The following is a 15,489-nucleotide window of genomic DNA, read 5'->3' as shown; positions in this document are numbered from 1 at the left end:
GGCCCCATCGATCGCGGTACCACGGGAGGTTTTTCGCATGCCCCAGGTTGATCCGGAGTTGTTCGACCACAGCCAGTTCCAGGCGGAGCTGGCGCTCAAGGCAAGCCCCATTGCCGCGTACAAGAAGGCCATCCGCCAGGCTCGCCAGGTGCTGGACGAGCGCTTCAGGAACGGCCGAGACATCCGCCGCCTGATCGAGGACCGGGCCTGGTTCGTCGACCAGATCCTGCGCTCGGCCTGGAACCGCTTCGACTGGGACAAGAATGCCGACATCGCCCTGGTGGCGGTTGGCGGCTATGGCCGCGGCGAGCTGCACCCCTACTCCGACATCGACCTGCTGATCCTGCTCGACGACAACGACCAGGAGGTCTTCCGCGACTCCATCGAAGGCTTTCTCACCCTGCTCTGGGACATCGGCCTGGAAGTCGGCCAGGCCGTGCGCTCGGTCGCCGAATGCGCCGAGCAGGCGCGCGCCGACCTGACCGTCATCACCAACCTGATGGAAAGCCGTACCATCGCCGGTCCCGAACACTTGCGCCAGGCCATGCAGAAGGTCACCAGCGCGCAGCAGATGTGGCCGAGCAAGGAGTTCTTCCTGGCCAAGCGCAACGAGCAGCGCGCGCGCCATTCCAAGTACAACAACACCGAATACAACCTCGAGCCCAATGTGAAGGGCTCGCCCGGTGGCCTGCGCGACATCCAGACCATCCTCTGGATCGCCCGCCGCGAGTTCGGCACGCTGAATCTGCAGGCCATGGTCGATCAGGGCTTTCTCACCGAAGGCGAGCACAGCCTGCTGACGGCTGCCCAGGAATTCCTCTGGAAGGTCCGCTATGGCCTGCACATGCTCGCCGGCCGCGCCGAGGACCGCCTGCTGTTCGATCACCAGCGCAGCCTCGCAGCCCTGCTCGGCTACGAAGACAACGATGCCAAGCTGGCCATCGAGCGCTTCATGCAGAAGTACTACCGGGTCGTCATGAGCATCGCCGAACTCAGCGATCTGGTCGGCCAGCATTTCGCCGAAGTGATCCTCTGGGAGGGCGACTCGGGCCCGGCGCAGCCGCTCAACAGCCGCTTCCAGGTGCGCGAGGGCTATCTCGAAGCGACCCATCCGGCGATCTTCAAGCGCACGCCGTTCGCCCTCCTGGAAACCTTCGTGCTGCTCGCCCAGCACCCGGACATCCAGGGCGTGCGCTCCGACACCATCCGCCTGCTGCGCGACCATCGCTACCTGATCGACGACGCCTTCCGCCAGGACCTGCGCAACACCAGCCTGTTCATCGAGCTGTTCAAGTGCAAGGAAGGCATCCACCGCAACCTGCGGCGCATGAACCGCTACGGCATTCTCGGGCGCTACCTGCCGGAGTTCGGCCATATCGTCGGGCAGATGCAGCATGACCTGTTCCACATCTACACGGTCGACGCGCACACGCTGAACGTCATCAAGTACCTGCGCAAGCTGACCAAGCCGGGCGTCGCGGAAAAATACCCGCTCGCCAGCAAGCTGGTCGAGCGGCTGCCCAAACCGGAACTGATCTATATCGCCGGGCTGTATCACGACATTGCCAAGGGTCGCGGTGGCGACCACTCGGAGCTGGGCGCGGTGGATGCCGAACAGTTCTGCAACCGCCACAAGCTGCCGGCCTGGGATACCCGCCTGGTCGTCTGGCTGGTCGAAAACCATCTGGTGATGTCGACCACCGCGCAGCGCAAGGACCTGTCCGACCCGCAGGTCATCAACGACTTCGCCCAGCGGGTGGGCGACGAGACGCACCTGGATTACCTCTACGTACTGACCGTGGCCGACATCAACGCCACCAACCCGACACTGTGGAATTCCTGGCGCGCCAGCCTGCTGCGCCAACTCTACACCGAGACCAAACGCGCCTTGAAGCGCGGCCTGGAGAACCCGCTGGAGCGCGAGGAGCAGATTCGCCAGACGCAGCGGGCGGCGCTCGACCACCTGGTGCGCAACGGCACCGACCCGGACGATGCCGAGCAGCTCTGGACGCAACTGGGCGACGACTATTTCCTGCGCCATACCGCGACGGACGTCGCCTGGCATACCGAGGCGATCATCGAGCATCCGGACGATGGCGGGCCGCTGGTGCTGATCAAGGAGACCACCCAGCGCGAATTCGAGGGCGGCACGCAGATCTTCATCTACGCGCCCGACCAGCACGACTTCTTCGCCGTGACCGTGGCCGCCATGGGCCAGTTGAACCTGAACATCCATGACGCGCGCATCCTGACCTCGAGCAGCCAGTTCACGCTCGACACCTATATCGTGCTGGATGCCGATGGCAGCCCGATCGGCAACAACCCCGAACGCATCGAGGAGATTCGCCAGGGCCTGATCGACACCCTGCGCAATCCGGACGAGTACCCGGCCATCATCCAGCGCCGCGTGCCGCGCCAGCTCAAGCACTTCGCCTTCCCGCCGCAGGTCACCATCCACAACGACACACAGCGGCCGCAGACCATCATCGAAATCGTCGCGCCGGACCGCCCCGGCCTGCTGGCACGTGTCGGCCAGCTGTTCCTGGCCTTCGACCTGTCGGTGCAGAACGCCAAGATCGCCACCCTGGGCGAGCGCGTGGAGGACGTGTTCTTCGTCACCAACGCCGACAATCAGCCGCTATCCGACCCGCAACTCTGCGCGCGCCTGCAGCAGGCGCTGGTCAAGGAGTTACAGCAGGAAAACGAGCAGCAGCCCTCGCCGAGCAGCTTCGCGATCTGATACCCGCCGGCGCCGCTGCGGCGCCGTTTCTCCTACAGAGCCCCGCTGCGGATCAGCGCCAGGCGTCAGTCCCAGGGTTTGCCGTGGGTCTGCTCGACGGTGGGCAGTTTCTGCTGCATCGCCGCCTTGGCCAGCATGTGCGCGCTGACCGGGGCGGTAATGAACAGGAACAGGGTGATCAGCAACTCGTGCAGGCTCAGGCCATCGTTGCGGCTGCTGAAGAAGATCATCGAGGCGATGACGATTCCACCGACGCCCAGCGTGGTGGCCTTGGTCGGCCCGTGCAGGCGGGTGTAGAAATCCGGCAGGCGATACAGGCCGATCGCACCGATCAGCGCGAAGACGCTTCCGAGAACCAGGAACACGCTGACCAGCAGTTCAATCCAGAAAGGCATAGCGTTTTCCTCAATCGATGATATCGCCGTGCAGCAGGTGCTTGCCCACCGCCACGGTACCGACGAAGCCCATCACCGCGATCAGCAGTGCCGCCTCGAAGAACAGGTCGGATGCGAGCCAGATGCCGAACAGCACGATCAGGGCCAGCGCGTTGATGTACAGCGTATCCAGCGCCAGCACCCGGTCGGGCATGTCCGGGCCCTTGACCAGGCGCACGACGCTGAGCACCGCAGCCAGGCCCAGCAGCGCCAGGCAGAAAGGGATCACGTACGCGAGCATTCGAAAATCTCCAGTAGCGGCGCTTCGTAGTTGCGCTTCACACCGGCCGCGACCTCGTCGGCATCCGGCGCATCCAGCGCATGCAGGATCAGCAGCTTGTGGTCCGCGCTGAGCCCGGCGGACACCGTCCCCGGGGTCAGCGAAACGATGCTGGTCAGCGTGGCGAGGACGAACTCGTTCTCGATCTCCATGGGGACCACGATGAACGCCGGTTGCAGGCGGCTTTTCGGTCCGAGGACCAGCTTGGCCACGTGCACGTTGGCGACCACGATGTCGTAGAACACCTTGAGCATGAACAGGCACAGCTTGAGCGGCTTGCGCACCCGCGGCACCTCGATCAGAAAGCCACGCACCAGCAGCGGGATGGCCCAGCCGAGAAACAGCCCCAGCACCAGATGGGCGAAGCTCAGCGTATTGTTCAGCAGCAGCCAGATCAGCGTGAGCAGCAGCGTCAAGGCTGGATGGGGTAACCAGCGGGCCTTCATGCCTCACCTCCGCGAACGATGTGCAGATAGGGCGCCAGATCCAGCAGTTGCGCGGCGGTGGCCTGAACATAGGCCTGCAGCGGTTGCGCCGCGATCACCAGCAGCAGGCTGCCGAGCAGCAGCCCGAGCGTGGCCAGCACGCGGACCGGATCGGCAGCCAGGCCGATCGCCTCTTCGCTGGAACGCCAGAACACCAGGCTGCCGGAACGACTGAGCGCGATCAGCATGCCCAGCCCGCCGACCAGCACCACGGCCCACAGCGCCACCGCTTCCGGCCCCGGGGCGACGGAACGCAGCAGCATCAGCTTGCCGAGAAAACCCGAGAAGGGCGGCAAACCAGCCACCGAAATCGCCCCGACGAAGAACATCGCGCCCAACAGCAACGGTTGCTGCAAGGCCGGCGCGGTGACCAGGTCGGTGCCGTACTCGCCGCGCTGGCGGGCGATGAGATCGGCCAACAGGAACAACGCACCGGCTATGAACGTACTGTGGATCAGGTAATACAGGGCTGCGGCGAGACTCTGCTCGCTGCCGATGGCGATACCTGCCAGCAGGGTGCCGACCGAAGCGACCACCAGGTAGGCCAGCAGCACCTGCAGATTGCGCGCGGCCAATGCGCCGACCACGGCCGCGCCCAGGGTGAGCAGGGCCAGAGGCCAGAGCCAGACCAGAACCATGTTGCTCAACTCGCCGGCCTCGCTGCCGAAGATCAGCGTGAATACCCGCACGATGGCATACAGCCCGACCTTGGTCATGATCGCGAACAGGGCCGCAACCGGCGCGGTCGCGGCGGCATAGGCGCGCGGTAGCCAGAAATACAGCGGCAGGATCGCTCCTTTGAGAGCGAAAACCACCAGGAGGATGAACCCTGCGGCCGCCAGCAGCGGCGCCTCGGCGGGATCGGCGAGGCTCACCCGCACGGCCAGATCGGCCATGTTCAGGGTGCCGAGCAGGCCATAGAGCATGCTCACGCCGATCAGGAACAGCGCCGAGCCCAGCAGGTTCAGCACCACGTAGTGCATCCCGGAACGCACCCGCTGCGGCCCATGACCATGCAGCAGCAGCGCATAGGACGAGATCAGCAGGATCTCGAAGAACACGAAGAGGTTGAACAGATCGCCGGTGAGGAAGGCGCCGTTGATGCCGAGCAACTGGAACTGGTACAGCGCATGGAAGTTCGGTCCGCGCTCGTCGTCGCCGCGACTGGCATACAACGCAGCGAAACCGGCCAGCACCGCAGTGACCAGCAGCATCAGCGCGCTCAGGCGGTCGAGCATCAGAATGATGCCGAACGGTGGTTGCCAGTTGCCCAGCGCATAGATGCGCAATTGGCCATCATCGGCGAGCAGCAGCAGCCAGACGGCCAGCGGCACCAGGGCCCAGGTGGCGGCCAGCGAAAGCAGACGTTTGGTGGGCTTGCCCATGCCATGGGCGAGCAGCAGCAACGCCCCCATGAACAGCGGCAGCAGGACCGGCAGGATCAATGCGTGATTCATTTGCTTGGCTCCTGGCCATCCACGTGATCGGTACGCAATTCACCGATGCTGCGCAGCGCCAGCACCACCACGAAGGCGGTCATGGCGAAGCCGATGACGATGGCCGTCAGCACCAGCGCTTGCGGCAGCGGATCGCCATACGCCTCGCTCCTGCCGATCACCGCCGGCACGCCGGTAGCGAGTCGGCCCATGGAAAAGATGAACAGATTGACCGCATAGGAGATCAGCGTCAGCCCCATGACCACGGGAAAGATCCGCGCGCGCAGCAACAGGTAGACCCCGCTTGCCGTCATGATCCCCAGGGTGATCGCGAACAGCGCCTCCATCACAGCACCTCCTTGCTGGACTCGTCCTGACTGACGTGGCCGATATTGGAAAGGATCAACAGGGTCGCGCCCACTACCACCAGATATACCCCCAGGTCGAAAAGCGCCGCCGTCGCCAGCTCGAACTCGCCGATCAGCGGCAGATGGAAATGATCGAAGGCGGAGGTCAGGAACGGATAACCGAAGAACCAGCTGCCCAGACCGGTCAGCCCGGCGATCAGCAGGCCGGCGCCGCTCAGCGCGTGATAGCTGATCGGCTGGCGTTCCTGGGCCCAGGTCACGCCGTGCGAGATGTACTGGAGAATCAGCGCCACGGCGGTGACCAGGCCGGCGATGAAGCCACCGCCCGGCAGGTTGTGCCCGCGCAGGAAAATGAACACCGAAATCAGCAGCGCCATCGGCAACAGCGCGCGAGACAGCGCGTCCAAGATCATCGGATGGCTGTCGGTGGACCAGAGCCGGCCGCCGTAATCGCGAATCGGGTGCGGCAGGTGCAGCCCGTGCAGCAGGCCATAGATGCCGACCCCGGCGATCGCCAACACACTGATTTCACCGAGCGTATCGAAGCCGCGGAAGTCGACCAGGATCACGTTGACCACGTTCGTCCCGCCCCCGCCGGAGACGCTGTTCTCCAGAAAGAAGGACGCGATGCTGTCGTAGGGCCGGGTCAACACGGCGTAGGCCAGCAAGGCGACCATGGTGCCGAAGCCGCTGGCGAGCGCGAAATCGCGGAAGCTGCGCAGGCTGCTGGATTCGGCCGGAGTGCGATCGGGCATGAAGAACAGCGTCAGGATCAGCAGAATGATGGTCACCACCTCCACCGACAGCTGGGTCAGCGCCAGGTCCGGCGCCGAATAGCGCGCGAAGCCCAACGACACCATGAGGCCGACGACGCTCAGCACCATCAGCGCGACCAGGCGGCGCCGATGGAACAGCACGGTGAGCAGCGAAGCGCAGGCCAGGATGGCCATGCCCAGCACGGTGATCCCATCCAGCGGGGTCAACGCCACCTGCCCGCTCAGCGACTCGAGCGGTGTCAAGGCGAAGACCACCAGCAGCAGCGTACTGATCAACATCAGCGCGATGTAGCGTTGCAGCGAGCCGTTCTCCAGCAGACCGGTCAGGTAACGGGCGGCGAGCGTCAGGCCAGTCATGACCCGCTCGAAGACGTCGAGCGAATCAACCGAAGGTAGTCCCTCATACCAGCGGAACGCCCATTTGCGCAGCGTGTAGATGAGGACACCGCCGACCAGCGCCGCGAAACTCATGGCCAACGGCAGATTGAAGCCGTGCCAGATCACCAGGCTGTATTCGGGCACATGGCCATTCAGGGTTCCCGACACCGCGGCGGCCAGCAGCGGTGCGACCGTGAAGGCCGGCAACATGCCAACCAGCAGGCAGAGCAGCACGAGGATCTCCACGGGGATCTTCATGTAGCGTGCAGGCTCGTGCGGCGGATATTTCGGCAGATCGACGGGCTCGCCGTTGAAGAACACGTCATGCACGAAACGCAGCGAGTAGGCCACCGAGAAGGCACTGGCGAGCGTCGCCACCGCCGGTATGGTCCAGTAGAAGCTGCCGAGCAGGTGCTGGTCGAGCGTCTCGGCGAAGAACATCTCCTTGCTCAGGAAGCCATTGAGCAAGGGCACCCCGGCCATTGCCAGCGAAGCCACCATGGCCAGGGCGGCGGTATGCGGCATGTACTTCCACATGCCGTTGATACGCCGCATGTCGCGGGTGCCCGTCTCGTGGTCGATGATGCCGGCGGCCATGAACAGCGACGCCTTGAAGGTGGCGTGGTTGATGATGTGGAAAATCGCCGCCACGGCCGCCAGGCGCGAGTCGAGGCCGAACAGCAGCGTGATCAGCCCGAGGTGGCTGATGGTCGAATAGGCCAGCAGCCCCTTGAGATCATGCTGGAACAGCGCCATCACTGCGCCCAGCAGCAGCGTGGCGAGCCCGGTCATGCTCACCAGGTAGAACCACCACTCCGAATCCGCCAGCGCAGGGTAGAGCCGGGCCAGCAGGAACACGCCGGCCTTGACCATGGTGGCCGAATGCAGGAAGGCCGATACCGGCGTGGGCGCAGCCATCGCCTGCGGCAACCAGAAATGGAACGGGAACTGCGCCGACTTGGTGAAGACGCCGAGCAGCACCAGGATCAGCGTCAGCGGATACAGCGCGTTGGCGCGGATCAGGTCGCCGGACGCCAGCACGGTGGTCAATTCGAAGCTGCCGACGATATGGCCGATCAACAGAATCCCGGCAAGCAGCGCCAGGCCACCACCGCCGGTAACGGCCAGTGCCATGCGTGCGCCCTGACGGGCATCGGCGCGGTGGTTCCAGTAGCCGATCAGCAGGAACGACGACAGGCTCGTCAGCTCCCAGAACATCAGCATCAGCAACAGGTTTTCCGAGAGCACCACGCCGAGCATGGAGCCCATGAACAGCAGGAAGAAGCCGAAGAAACGCCCCATCGGGTCCTTCTTCGTCAGGTAATAGCGAGCGTAGAGAATCACCAGCAGGCCGATCCCGAGGATCAGCAGGGCGAAGAGGAAGCCCAGGCCGTCAAGCCGCAGGCTGAGGTTCAGACCGAGTTCCGGCAGCCAGCTGGAATGGACGATTTCGGTCTGGCCCGAAAACACCTCGGCCCGCTTGGACAGCAACAGCATCAACGCTGCCAGTGGTGCTACACCCGCACCGAATGCACAGGCCGAACGACCGAAGCGCTCCAGCAGCATGGGCAGGAAAATGCCCAGAAATGGCAAAGCGATAATCAGCGCAAGCGCCATGAATGAAACCCCTTAAGCCACCGAGCCGGAGGCATTCTTGTCCTTGGGCAGGCAAAGCAACTGCCTGAAGCGGCACACAAATGTGCGCCCGATTATCCATACGGATGATGCCGGCGTCATGGTTTCATGTATTTCGAAAAACGAAAGGCGTCACCGCCGCCCCCTCGAACGGCTGGCAACGCCTTGTCTGACGAGGCCCGCGTCAGATCACGGACGGCAACGCCGGTATCAGGACCGCGGCGAAATCGACAAGCCGCATCAGGGCGTCACGCGGCTGGTGCCGCTGACGGTCAGGATGCGAACCCGCTGACCGACGCGGAACACCTGGTTGGGCTCCACCGCCTGGACATAGGCACGGACGTTGCCATCATCTTCGCGCACGGCGATCTCGACGCCCTGGGTACGCGTGATCCCCTCCTCCGCGGCGGCACCCAGCATGCCACCGGCCACCGCACCGATGACCGCGGCGACCGCGCTGCCACGCCCACCGCCGACGCCACTACCGGCAACCCCGCCGACGACCGCACCGGCGCCGGAGCCGATGGGCGTCTTGGTGCCCTCGATCTGGACCGGACGCAGGGATTCGATGGTGCCATAGCGCACGGTCTGAACGGCACGCGCCTCGTCCCGGGAATAGGTATCTCCGGTCAGGCTGGACGCGCAGCCACCCAGAGCCAAAGCCAGGGCTGTGAAGGAGGCGACGAAAATGGACTTGCGCATTTGGATTCTCCTGGGAAACAACTGTTTCACTCCGATGGACTGCAACGGGCGGTTGCGGTGAAAAAGCGCTTGGCAACTTCACCCATCCTGACTCAGCATTCGCCCCTTGCGAAGCATACTTAATGCGAGTCGATCTTACCTCGCCAGGTTCAAAAGAGATTGCCCATGGATTACTTCATCATAGCCATCACCACCGTGGCCGGCCTGGGTTTTCATGCCTGGCTGATCGTCCGCTTCCGCCGCTGGGCCGACCGCGACCTGGCGCTGTCGATCGCCGGCAGCGACCCGGACAAGCGTGCCTGGATGCTGCAGCGGCTCGCCGAGGCCAAGACGCGGAAGGTCAAGAGGCGGGGACTGCAGGAATGGCTCGAGCATGAGGTGAAGCATTACCCGGGCGTTTGAGGCGCTGCAAGGCGTGCATCCTGTGCCGATTCGCTCATGAAAAGAAGAGCCGATGTTCGCGCAATCGGACGTTCGCGGGCAGGCTGGCGCTGAGCGCAGCGAAACCCAACAGACACGGCATAATGCGCCGGGCTTCGTCGCTGCGTTCCTCAGGCTGCGCCCCGGCCTACGGCATACGCGCCCTTGCAACACGCAAGAAAGGACACCCCACCCAGGACTTCACTGAGCCCAATCAGGGCGCCAGACGCTCACGCTGCCAACCCTTGGCGATCAGCCGATAATCGAGTCGGTCGTGCAGACGACTCGGACGCCCCTGCCAGAACTCGATGCGCTCCGGCAACAGGCGGTAACCGCCCCAGTGCGGCGGACAATGCGGCGCCTTGTCGAGGAAGCGCTGCTCGGTCTCGGCGAGCAGCCGCTCCAGCTCCGCCCGATCACGGATCACCTGACTCTGCGGCGACGCCCAAGCGCCCAGCCGGCTGCCCAGCGGACGCACATGGAAATAGGCATCCGACTCCTCCTGACTCACCTTCTCCACCCGCCCCTCGATACGCACCTGGCGCTCGAGCGTCGGCCAGAAGAAGGTCATGGCCGCGTAAGGCGTCGCCTGCAGCTGTTGCCCCTTGGCGCTGTCGTAGTTGGTGAAGAACGTGAAGCCGCGCTCGTCCAGCGCCTTGAGCAGCAGGACCCTGCAATGCGGCCGCCCTTCGGCATCGACCGTTGCCAGGGTCATCGCATTGGGCTCCACCGGAGCCTGCTCGGTTTTCATCGCCTCGGTGAACCACTGACGGAACAGACCGAAGGGCTCGGCCGGCGCATTGGCCTCGCCGAGTCCGTCACGGGTGTAGTCGCGGCGCATATCGGCCAGGGTCTGGATCATCGCGTGACTCCTTGTTATTGGGTAGACAGGCCTCGGCGTGCCGGGCGGTTCACGACCAGACGGTGAGCAACGAACCGGGTCGATCTGCAGGAAACAAGCTTATCCGCTTTTCCCCGGAACCCGCTTGATTCAAGGCAAACCATCCCAACGAAAACAGGCCCGCATGCGGGCCTGTTGCTCGGAGCGTCACGCCGTCGCGAGGCGCCTTACTTGGCAACCTCGGCCGCCGCCACCTGGGTCGGGCTCGGGGCGGGCTGGTTGTACTGGGCGATCAGGGCCAGCAGCGTGGTCTGCGGCGCCAGCACCATCTCGACCCGGCGATTCAACGCACGCCCCTCCTGGCTGTCGTTGGCGGCCCGCGGCATATCCGAGCCCAGGCCGCGAATACGCAGCCGGTCATGCTTGAGACCGCTCAGGCGGAAGATCGCCGCGACCGCGCCGGCACGCTCACGGCTGATGGTGCGGTTGATTTCATCGGAGCCGGTGCTGTCGGCATGCCCGAGCACGACCACCGCCGTCTTGTCGTCCGACTCGACCAGCTTGGCCACGCGCGTGATCGGCCCCAGCGTGACCGGCAGCAGCATGCCCGGACGATCGGGATTGAACGAAGAGTCCACCGGCGCGGTGACAACCAGCACGCTGTCACGGCGCTCCAGTTCGAAACGGCTGTCCTTGAGGGCTTCGCGAAGACGCGCCTCGTAATCGTCGAGCCAGGCTGTATCGGGCTTCGGTGCGACTGCCGCGACATCGGCAGGTTTTTCACTATTGGAGCTACAGCCGGTAACGATCATGCAAAGAATCAGGGAGGCGCTCTTCAGCAGGTTCATGTGCAAGGTTCCGCAACCAGAAACGTTCAGGGGAAAGGCGCGACCCATCCAGGTCGGGCGGTTAGTGAAGTATGGGTTGAAATTGTGGACGCAAGTCCTTCATCTGAAAAGCTTCACCATGCAGAACTGACGAGTGGCTCACCCCAGGCAAGCGACGACACTGCGCGCCAGCGCCTGGGCCCGTGGGTCCATCAGTACGTAGGGACCGAGTGTATTGGTCACGAAACCGAACGCCAGCTCCCGTTCCGGATCGGCAAAACCGATGCTTCCGCCCGCGCCGGGGTGGCCGAACGCACGTGGCCCCATGGCGAAGGTGGCATTGGCGACCTCGGGTTGATCGAGCCAGCAACCCAGGCCGAAGCGCGTCCGGGCCAGCAGCGTGCGATCTTCGCCGATACTGTGCTCGCGTGTCATCTCGGCCAACAACGCATCATCGAGCAGCCGCCCCTGCAGCAGCCCCATGTAGAAGCCCGCCAGCGCGCGGGCGTTGCCGTGGCCATTGGCGGCCGGCTGCGCCATGCGCCGCCATTCGGGCTTGTTGCCGCTGCTCATGATCGATGGCGGGTTGTTGAACGCCCGGGCGACGAGCGAAGTCGGCTCGCCGACCAGGGCCTGGAGCAGGCGCTGCGCCGCGGCATCGCCGAAATCGTTCCTGCCGCGGGTCAGGTGGGCGACACGGTGAAATTCGCTGTCGGCCAGCCCGATGTGAAAGTCCAGGCCGAGCGGCGCGGCGGTGCGCGCGACGATCGACTCGCCAGGTCCGCGCCCGTCGACACGCCGCAACAACTCGCCGACCAGCCAGCCATAGGTCATGGCGGCATAGCCTTGACCCTCGCCCGGCACCCACCAGGGCTGCTCGGCCGCCAGCGCAGCGGTCATGCTCGTCCAGTCGTACAGTGCCTCGGCCGGCAATGGCTGGCGTACCGCCGGCAGCCCGGCGCGATGGCAAAGCAGCTGGCGCAGGGTGACGGCCTGCTTGCCGTTCGCGGCGAATTCCGGCCAGACCCGCGCGACCGGCTCGTCGAGCTCCAGCTTGCCTTGCGCGACCAGTTGCAAGGCGGCCACGGCGGTGAACGCCTTGGTACAGGAAAACAGGTTCACCAGGGTATCGCCGTGCCAGGCCTCCTCGCCCGCGTTGTCGGCGACGCCGGCCCAGAGATCGACGACCGTCTCGCCGCCGATCTGCACGCACATTGCGGCACCGCGTTGCCCGGTACGTTCGAACAGCGCGCCGAACGCATCCTTGACCGCCTCGAAGCGAAGATCGAAATAGCCCTGAATCTGCACGTTGCACCTCGTATCGAATTTCATCGCGGCCTCATTCTGGCAATCGCGGCCACGCAAGGGAACGGCCGCACGGCCCGCTGATGACGGCTTATCGCGCCCGATGATTGCCGTCCGGCTAGCCGATTTCGCGGCGGAACGGCGGCAGCGCATTGAGAATCGCCTTGCCGTAGCGCTGGGTGACCACCCGCCGATCGAGCAGCGTGATCGTCCCCCGGTCCGCTTCGGTACGCAGCAACCGGCCGCAGGCCTGGACCAGCCGCAGCGAGGCATCCGGCACGGCGATCTCCATGAATGGATTGCCGCCTCGCGCTTCGATCCACTCCGCCAGCGCCGCCTCCACCGGGTCGTCCGGCACGGCGAAGGGAATCTTGGCGATGACCACGTGCTCGCAGTAGGCCCCCGGCAGGTCGACGCCTTCGGCGAAGCTGGCCAGGCCGAACAGCACGCTGGCCTCGCCATCGTCGACCCGCGCCTTGTGCTTGTTCAGCGTCTCCTGCTTGGACAGGTTGCCCTGGATCAGCACCCGCCGGCGCCAGTCGCGCTCGAGGCCGTCGAACACGTCCTGCATCTGCCGGCGCGACGAGAACAGCACCAGGGTGCCGCGCGACCCTTCCACAAGTTGCGGCAGCTCGCGCACGATGGCTGCGGTGTGCGCCGCGGCATCGCGCGGGTCGGCCTTCAGGTCCGGAACCCTGAGCACCCCGGCATCGGCATGATGGAAGGGGCTCGGCACCACGGCGGTAACCGCCGCCTTCGGCAGCCCGGCGCGCATGCGGTAGCGATCGAAGCTGTTCAGCGCGGTGAGCGTCGCCGAGGTCACCAGCGCGCCGTAGGCCACGTTCCAGAGGTTGCGCCGCAGCGTTTCGGCGGCGAGGATCGGGCTGGCGTTGACCTCGATATCGAACAGCGCGCCGCTGTCGGCCAGGGTCAGCCAGCGCGCCATCGGCGGGCTGTCCTCGGGATCCTCGATGGTGAAGGCGGTCCACAGCTCCCAGTTGCCCTGCGCGCGCGTCAGCAGGCTGCCGAACAGCGGATACCACTCTTCGGCCTGGTGGCTGGCGATCCCGGCGCCCGTTTCGCCATCCATCGCCTCCTTGAGCAGTTCGGCGAGGCGGCTGAACACATCGGTCAGCTTGGAAAAGCCCTTCTTCAACTCGGTGCCGAGCTCGACCAGGTGCTCCGGCACCACGCCGCCAACGAAACGATGGCGCGGCCGCTCGCGGCCCTCCATGTCCTCGCCGGCCTTGAAGTCGGCGAGCTGTTCGCAGGCGCTGAACATGAACTGCTGCTGAGTACGCAGCTCGCGGGCGAGTTCCGGAACGCCTTCGACCAGCCGGCCGAGTTCGCCGGGCAAGGGATGCTGGGCGAGCAGCTTGGTCAGGTTCTTTTCCACCTGCCCCAGCCAGTCGGCCGTCGAGCGCAGACGGGTGAAATGGGCGAAGTGGCCGATGGCCTTGTCCGGCAGGTGGTGTCCTTCGTCGAAGACGTAGATCGTCTCGCGCGGATCGGGCAGCACCGCGCCGCCACCGAGCGCCAGGTCGGCCAGGACCATGTCGTGGTTGGTCACGATCACATCGACCTTGGTCATGCCCTCGCGCGCCTTGTAGAAGGCGCATTGCTGGAAGTTGGGGCAGTGCCGGCCGGTACACTGGCTGTGGTCGGTGGTCAGCTGCGCCCAGTCGGCATCGCCCAGTTCTTCCGGCCAGCTGTCGCGATCGCCATCCCAGCGATTGCCGGCCAGCTTCTCGATCATGCCGGTGAACAGCTTCTGGCTGCGCTCGTCGACCTCGAGGCGAAAGCCTTCCTCCTCGAACAACTGCGCAGTGGCGTTCTGCGCCTGACCTTCCTGCAGCAGCATGTCCAGCTTGGACAGGCACAGGTAGCGCCCACGCCCCTTGGCCAGGGCGAAGCTGAAGCTGAGCCCGCTGTTGCGCATCAGGTCCGGCAGGTCCTTGTGCACGATCTGTTCCTGCAGCGCCACGGTGGCCGTGGCGATGACCAGCCGCTTGCCGGCGGCCTTGGCGGTGGGAATGACCGCCAGGCTGTAGGCGACCGTCTTGCCGGTACCGGTACCGGCCTCGACCGCGACCACCGCCGGCTCGCCGTCGCGGCGGCCTTCGTCGTCGGCCTTGATCGCGCCCAGCACCTTGGCCACCTCGGCGATCATCAGGCGCTGGCCGTAACGGGGCTTGAGCCCCTTGGCCTCGAGAAAGCGGGAATAGGCGCCCTGGATCTGGGACTTGAGTTCGGTACTGAGCATGGGCGCGTAGCTGTATATATTTTCAGTGTCTCGATGGGGCGGCTATGATAGCGCGCGATCGCCCAACCGCCACCGGAGATTTGCCCTTGACGCCCTTCGCCCTGCTCTACGCACTTCACGTCCTCGCCGCAACGATCTGGGTTGGCGGCATGTTCTTCGCCTGGATGGTGCTGCGCCCGGCCGCGGTAGCCATGCTGCAGGCGCCAGAGCGATTGAAGCTCTGGGCCGATGTATTCCGTCGCTTCTTCCACTGGGTCTGGGTGACGGTGCTGGTATTGCCCATCAGCGGGATCGGCCTGTGGCACATGCGCTTCGGCGCCATGGCAAGCGCGCCGCGCTACGTGCACATCATGGCCGGCCTGTACCTGATCATGCTGGCACTGTTCCTGCGTATCCAACTGCTGCAGCTGCCGGCGCTCAAGCGCGCGATCGCCGCCGAAGACTGGCCGGCGGGCGGTGCGGTGCTCGGCGTGATTCGCCGGCTGGTGGGCATCAACCTTGTACTGGGGCTGGCCATCATCGCCCTCGCCAGTGCCCGCCCCGCATTGTGAAAGCAATGAAAAGCCGGGCTCGTGGCCCGGCTTGGAAGTGAACCGACC

The 15,489-nt window shown here is 65.1% G+C and carries 14 protein-coding genes; 3 read left to right on the top strand and 11 right to left on the bottom strand.

Features of this window, described 5'->3' with window-relative positions:
• The first annotated feature begins 37 nt into the window (after positions 1-37).
• Positions 38-2,740 carry a [protein-PII] uridylyltransferase gene (locus tag IN820_RS03785; RefSeq protein ID WP_193679698.1) on the top strand — a complete coding sequence of 901 codons (2,703 nt, stop codon included), beginning with the start codon at positions 38-40 and terminating at the stop codon, positions 2,738-2,740.
• Positions 2,741-2,805: 65 nt separating this feature from the next.
• Here the strand turns inward: IN820_RS03785 and IN820_RS03780 are convergent, their stop codons facing one another.
• The 7 genes from IN820_RS03780 to IN820_RS03750 all read right to left on the bottom strand — a co-directional run bounded on the left by IN820_RS03780 (position 2,806) and on the right by IN820_RS03750 (position 9,234).
• Positions 2,806-3,135, bottom strand: coding sequence for a Na+/H+ antiporter subunit G (locus IN820_RS03780; protein WP_193679697.1), 330 nt, complete (start codon positions 3,133-3,135; stop codon positions 2,806-2,808).
• A 10-nt stretch (positions 3,136-3,145) separates the two neighbouring features.
• The gene (locus tag IN820_RS03775; protein ID WP_193679696.1) at positions 3,146-3,415 is read right to left on the bottom strand and encodes a K+/H+ antiporter subunit F; all 270 of its coding nucleotides are present in this window, start codon (positions 3,413-3,415) and stop codon (positions 3,146-3,148) included.
• On the bottom strand, positions 3,400-3,900 hold the full coding sequence (locus tag IN820_RS03770; protein ID WP_193679695.1) for a Na+/H+ antiporter subunit E: 501 nt from the start codon (positions 3,898-3,900) through the stop codon (positions 3,400-3,402). The genes IN820_RS03775 and IN820_RS03770 overlap by 16 nt, the downstream gene beginning before the upstream one ends.
• Complete coding sequence (locus IN820_RS03765) at positions 3,897-5,396, bottom strand: monovalent cation/H+ antiporter subunit D (protein ID WP_193679694.1); 1,500 nt, start codon at positions 5,394-5,396, stop codon at positions 3,897-3,899. The genes IN820_RS03770 and IN820_RS03765 overlap by 4 nt, the downstream gene beginning before the upstream one ends.
• Positions 5,393-5,722, bottom strand: coding sequence for a Na+/H+ antiporter subunit C (locus tag IN820_RS03760; protein ID WP_193679693.1), 330 nt, complete (start codon positions 5,720-5,722; stop codon positions 5,393-5,395). The genes IN820_RS03765 and IN820_RS03760 overlap by 4 nt, the downstream gene beginning before the upstream one ends.
• A complete protein-coding gene (locus IN820_RS03755; protein ID WP_193679692.1) occupies positions 5,722-8,514 on the bottom strand; it encodes a monovalent cation/H+ antiporter subunit A in 2,793 nt (930 codons plus the stop codon). Before IN820_RS03755 ends, IN820_RS03760 begins: the two co-directional genes overlap by 1 nt.
• A gap of 258 nt (positions 8,515-8,772) precedes the next feature.
• Positions 8,773-9,234: an outer membrane lipoprotein gene (locus IN820_RS03750; RefSeq protein WP_193679691.1), complete on the bottom strand. Its 462-nt coding sequence runs from the start codon at positions 9,232-9,234 to the stop codon at positions 8,773-8,775.
• A gap of 165 nt (positions 9,235-9,399) precedes the next feature.
• Here IN820_RS03750 and IN820_RS03745 point away from each other — a divergent pair, with 165 nt between their 5' ends.
• Entirely contained in the window at positions 9,400-9,636 is a 237-nt protein-coding gene (locus tag IN820_RS03745) for a hypothetical protein (protein ID WP_193679690.1), read from the top strand.
• A 232-nt stretch (positions 9,637-9,868) separates the two neighbouring features.
• On the opposite strand, the gene pdxH is transcribed toward IN820_RS03745, so the two are convergent.
• The 4 genes from pdxH to dinG form a co-directional block, all read right to left on the bottom strand.
• On the bottom strand, positions 9,869-10,516 hold the full coding sequence (gene pdxH / locus IN820_RS03740) for a pyridoxamine 5'-phosphate oxidase (protein ID WP_193679689.1): 648 nt from the start codon (positions 10,514-10,516) through the stop codon (positions 9,869-9,871).
• A 206-nt stretch (positions 10,517-10,722) separates the two neighbouring features.
• Positions 10,723-11,343, bottom strand: a complete 621-nt coding sequence (locus tag IN820_RS03735) for an OmpA family protein (RefSeq protein WP_193679688.1) — start codon at positions 11,341-11,343, stop codon at positions 10,723-10,725.
• Positions 11,344-11,481: 138 nt separating this feature from the next.
• The gene (locus IN820_RS03730) at positions 11,482-12,630 is read right to left on the bottom strand and encodes a serine hydrolase domain-containing protein (protein ID WP_193679775.1); all 1,149 of its coding nucleotides are present in this window, start codon (positions 12,628-12,630) and stop codon (positions 11,482-11,484) included.
• 115 nt (positions 12,631-12,745) lie between these two features.
• A complete protein-coding gene (gene dinG / locus IN820_RS03725) occupies positions 12,746-14,890 on the bottom strand; it encodes an ATP-dependent DNA helicase DinG (RefSeq protein WP_193679687.1) in 2,145 nt (714 codons plus the stop codon).
• Positions 14,891-14,976: 86 nt separating this feature from the next.
• Here dinG and IN820_RS03720 point away from each other — a divergent pair, with 86 nt between their 5' ends.
• Positions 14,977-15,441, top strand: coding sequence for a CopD family protein (locus tag IN820_RS03720; protein ID WP_193679686.1), 465 nt, complete (start codon positions 14,977-14,979; stop codon positions 15,439-15,441).
• The last annotated feature ends 48 nt before the right edge of the window (positions 15,442-15,489 follow it).

This window comes from Pseudomonas lopnurensis (genome assembly GCF_015070855.1).
GTDB classification, from domain to species: Bacteria; Pseudomonadota; Gammaproteobacteria; order Pseudomonadales; family Pseudomonadaceae; genus Stutzerimonas; species Stutzerimonas lopnurensis.
Note: the sequence above shows the minus strand (reverse complement) of the source record. Positions and strands in the feature narration are given on the sequence as shown.

Excerpts from the sequence above, each read along its gene's own strand:
- pdxH (WP_193679689.1), bottom strand. The coding sequence starts at position 10,516 with ATGATCCAGACCCTGGCCGATATGCGCCGCGACTACACCCGTGACGGA.
- IN820_RS03785 (WP_193679698.1), top strand. The coding sequence starts at position 38 with ATGCCCCAGGTTGATCCGGAGTTGTTCGACCACAGCCAGTTCCAGGCG.
- IN820_RS03775 (WP_193679696.1), bottom strand. The coding sequence starts at position 3,415 with ATGCTCGCGTACGTGATCCCTTTCTGCCTGGCGCTGCTGGGCCTGGCT.
- IN820_RS03780 (WP_193679697.1), bottom strand. The coding sequence starts at position 3,135 with ATGCCTTTCTGGATTGAACTGCTGGTCAGCGTGTTCCTGGTTCTCGGA.
- IN820_RS03765 (WP_193679694.1), bottom strand. The coding sequence starts at position 5,396 with ATGAATCACGCATTGATCCTGCCGGTCCTGCTGCCGCTGTTCATGGGG.
- IN820_RS03760 (WP_193679693.1), bottom strand. The coding sequence starts at position 5,722 with ATGGAGGCGCTGTTCGCGATCACCCTGGGGATCATGACGGCAAGCGGG.
- IN820_RS03770 (WP_193679695.1), bottom strand. The coding sequence starts at position 3,900 with ATGAAGGCCCGCTGGTTACCCCATCCAGCCTTGACGCTGCTGCTCACG.
- IN820_RS03735 (WP_193679688.1), bottom strand. The coding sequence starts at position 11,343 with ATGAACCTGCTGAAGAGCGCCTCCCTGATTCTTTGCATGATCGTTACC.
- IN820_RS03750 (WP_193679691.1), bottom strand. The coding sequence starts at position 9,234 with ATGCGCAAGTCCATTTTCGTCGCCTCCTTCACAGCCCTGGCTTTGGCT.
- dinG (WP_193679687.1), bottom strand. The coding sequence starts at position 14,890 with ATGCTCAGTACCGAACTCAAGTCCCAGATCCAGGGCGCCTATTCCCGC.
- IN820_RS03745 (WP_193679690.1), top strand. The coding sequence starts at position 9,400 with ATGGATTACTTCATCATAGCCATCACCACCGTGGCCGGCCTGGGTTTT.
- IN820_RS03755 (WP_193679692.1), bottom strand. The coding sequence starts at position 8,514 with ATGGCGCTTGCGCTGATTATCGCTTTGCCATTTCTGGGCATTTTCCTG.